Origin of the sequence: Psychrobacter piechaudii, assembly GCF_900162825.1 — a bacterium.
GTDB lineage: Bacteria > Pseudomonadota > Gammaproteobacteria > Pseudomonadales > Moraxellaceae > Psychrobacter > Psychrobacter piechaudii.
Window position 1 is genome coordinate 1 of sequence record NZ_FUGE01000035.1, and the last position, 3,216, is coordinate 3,216.

Below are 3,216 nucleotides of genomic sequence, written 5' to 3' on the forward strand. Positions count from 1 at the left end.
ATTGCCTTCTGTTTTAGATAATTGCAGAAAATCGTGGTCTGTGAGTTTATGATTTCTAGGGGTCTTTTTCGGCATATGATTCTATTATGTTGTTGAGTTGGTTATATTGTATATTATTTTGTGGAATTGGTATTATTATTCCGCACCCACGCCTATGGCTACAGACAGTAGCGGAAGTGGGTCGGGTGAAGGTGCTAGCAGTGGTGAGGGCGGCTCTGGTGGAACGACTACACCAAAAGAAACAGAAGGCTCGAACAGTAAGGCTCTAAAGTAAGCAAAGGCTGACACCGAAACCGCCAGGCTGAGTGAAGAAAAAGCCAAGGCTGAAGCCGAAGAGAGTAAAAAAGAAGCACAACAACTTAAGGCAGAGCTTGAAGCAGCAAAGGGCCAAGTCGAACAAGCGCAGGCACAAGCAGAACAAGCACAGGCCGAGCTAGAAGAGGCACTTGACTCAGGTGGTGGTAATTCAGAAGAGTTACAAGCCGCTGCTGAAGCCAAGGCTAAGCAAGCAGAAGTCGCATTAAAAACATTGCTCGACGCTGAAGCGGCTGCAAAAGTAGCAATTAATGCAGTAGAGGCAAAAGCGCAACAGGATCAAGATATCATTAAGGCAGCAGCAGATGCTACTGCCGCAGCACAAATTAAGAACACGCCAGAATCGGCCAAGACTGGGGCGCAAACATTGAATGTAGATGTTCTCCCACTAAATAAAATTTTTAACACAACCACACGTGACTTTACCGCAGACGACACCAGTGTTGTAGCACGAGCAGATATAGCCTCACAAAATCCTGATGGTAGCCCAGGCTTGCTAGGCGCCTTAACCATCACCACATCCGGTGATAGTGATACAGATATTTCGAATGGCTTTAAAGCGCATAACGACAGCACCATAGTGGCTGCATTGGGTCAAGAGCTACCACTAACCTATGTTTCAATCTATAAAGACTTCGGTGATGACCTACGTATTGGCTATATCGATGGTAGTGCCGTATTTAGTGCTATTGAATTACCTGTCAATGGTGCTGCAGTAATAGGTATGGCAACCCAATCTGAAAATATACCAACAGCAGGAATAGTTGGTTATACCGGTGATGCGACTCATCGCACACTTGGCTTAGGTAATAGTATTGAGCTTGGTAGTTCAGTGTTTACTGCAGACTTTGTCTCCAAAAGCGTTAAAGGCAATCTAGCATTTGCCAAAGCGGGTAATATTGCTTTAAGTGCATATATTAAGGGCAATCAAATCTCAGGTAGTGCGGCCAATAATGGTGGTTATGCAACTGAAGGTGGTTTTTATGGTGGTGATGCTCAATACCTAGGCGGTGTGTATGAAGGGAATGGCGTTCAAGGTACTTATGGGGCTAAATCTGATGACCAAACGGCAAAAGACAATGCTGTTATGGATGTTAAGATTCAAGCAGATGCTGCTGAGCAAGAAATACAAGCACTGAGGGCAGAAGCTGATAAAGCGATAGCGATGGCTGAGCAAGCAAAAGCCGATGCAGATAAAGCGCAGGCAGCTGCTGATAAAGCCAAAGCAAGGGCGGAGAATGCCGGGTGGATCAGATGCCTTGCAAGCTGCTTTGGATGAGGCTGATGCAGCGGAGCAAGCCAAGCAAGTAGCTGAGACAGCGCAAGCGGCAGCAGAACAAGCTCAATTAGATGCAGCTAATGCTTTAGCCTCGGATGAAAGAGCTAAAGCAGAACAAGCACAAAAAGAGGCTCAAACGGCCCAAGATAGTCTGATCACAGCTCAAGAAGATTTAGCTGTAGCAGAAAAAGCCTTAGTGGATACATTGGCTCTAGGTGGTGGTAACACAGATGCGCTACAAGCAGAAGTAGATCGTAGAGAGGTAGCACTGCAAGCTGCTAATGATAAAGCAACACAAGCACAAAGTGATTCTCAAGCTGCTATTGCAGCTACTGAAGCGCAAATGAAAATAGCACAAGATACTCTAAAAGTAGCTACTGATGCAGCAGCTGCTGCACAAATTAAGAACACGCCAGAATCAGAAAAGACTGGGGCGCAATCAATTAATGTTGGAGCGTCAGTAGCCAATCTTCCAGACTTCGTGGTAACTACTCGTGACTTTGAAATTGGTAAAGATAACGTAATCGCTCGTGCTGATACTGCTTCTAATAACTTATTACCTAAAGTGGGGGTGAACATATCAGGAGCTGGAGATAAAGCACTTAGCGATGGTTTTATGAGCCATGATGACAGTACTTCTATCTAAACAGAACTGGGTGAATTACCACTTACATACCTCTCAGTCTATAAAGACTATGGCGATGACCTGCGTATCGGTCATATTGACGGAGCAGCAAGCCTAAGTGGTATTAAGATTCCAGTAGACGGTGTTGCAGTAATAGGTAAGGCAGCCCAATCTGAAAACATACCAAAAGCAGGAATAGTTGGTTATACCGGTGATGCAACTCATCGCACACTTGGCTTAGGTAATAGTATTGAGTTTGGTAGTTCAGTATTTACTGCAGACTTTGTCACCAAAAGTGTTAAAGGTAATCTAGCATTTTCCAAAGCGGGTAATATTGCTTTAAGTGCAGACATCAAAGGCAATCAAATCTCAGGTACTGCGGCCAATAATGGTGGTTACGCAACTGAAGGTGGTTTTTATGGTGGTGATGCTCAATATCTAGGCGGTGTGTATGAAGGGAATGGCGTTCAAGGTACTTATGGGGCTAAATCTGATGACCAAATTGCAGCGGATCAAGCTGCAGTAGATGCACAATCTGCTGTAGATGTCGCTCAAGCAGCCATTGCAATTGAGCAGGCTAAGGCAGATGCCGCAAAAGCTGCTGCAGAAAAGGCACAAGTAGATGTGACCAAAGCACTAGTAGCACTAGAGAAAGCCAAAGAAAACTTGGCCAATGTGGGTGAAGGTGGAGATGGTGGTCTGGAGGCTGCTTTAGAGGCAGCACGATTAGCACAAGTTGCCGCAGAAAACTTAGCTGAAAAAGCGAGTGTTGCTCAAAAGACAGCCGAAGCAGCTACACTAGCAGCTCAAAATGCTCAACAATCTGCAGAGGATGATCTATAGTCATAGCCCCATAAATAAGATACACTGATAAGATGGCATATTCAAAAGACTACATACAAATGATATTAGACAAGCTTGACGAAGGTTACAGTTATCGAGAGCTTGCCGAAGAATATCAAATCAGTACAACGACAATTCAGCGTTGGAAAAAGAA

5 protein-coding genes are annotated in these 3,216 nt (G+C 44.7%); 4 read left to right on the forward strand and 1 reads right to left on the reverse strand.

The window, feature by feature from the left end; genetic code table 11:
• Nucleotides 1-135: 135 nt before the first annotated feature.
• The gene (locus A1019T_RS00695) at nucleotides 136-498 is read right to left on the reverse strand and encodes a hypothetical protein (protein ID WP_077449978.1); all 363 of its coding nucleotides are present in this window, start codon (nucleotides 496-498) and stop codon (nucleotides 136-138) included.
• 31 nt (nucleotides 499-529) lie between these two features.
• Between A1019T_RS00695 and A1019T_RS00700 the strand changes: the two genes are divergently transcribed.
• From A1019T_RS00700 to A1019T_RS00715, 4 genes are all read left to right on the forward strand, one after another.
• Nucleotides 530-1,594 carry a transferrin-binding protein-like solute binding protein gene (locus A1019T_RS00700; RefSeq protein ID WP_077449979.1) on the forward strand — a complete coding sequence of 355 codons (1,065 nt, stop codon included), beginning with the start codon at nucleotides 530-532 and terminating at the stop codon, nucleotides 1,592-1,594.
• On the forward strand, nucleotides 1,554-2,240 hold the full coding sequence (locus tag A1019T_RS00705) for a hypothetical protein (RefSeq protein ID WP_077449980.1): 687 nt from the start codon (nucleotides 1,554-1,556) through the stop codon (nucleotides 2,238-2,240). Before A1019T_RS00700 ends, A1019T_RS00705 begins: the two co-directional genes overlap by 41 nt.
• A 159-nt stretch (nucleotides 2,241-2,399) precedes the next feature.
• Nucleotides 2,400-3,062, forward strand: coding sequence for a transferrin-binding protein-like solute binding protein (locus A1019T_RS13510; protein WP_341864619.1), 663 nt, complete (start codon nucleotides 2,400-2,402; stop codon nucleotides 3,060-3,062).
• Between the two features lie 59 nt (nucleotides 3,063-3,121).
• On the forward strand, nucleotides 3,122-3,216 hold a 95-nt coding region (locus A1019T_RS00715; protein ID WP_244156482.1), incomplete at its 3' end, for a helix-turn-helix domain-containing protein.

What these genes read in the sequence shown, in the direction of transcription:
- A1019T_RS00705 (WP_077449980.1), top strand. Translation starts at nt 1,554, where the DNA reads ATGCCGGGTGGATCAGATGCCTTGCAAGCTGCTTTGGATGAGGCTGAT.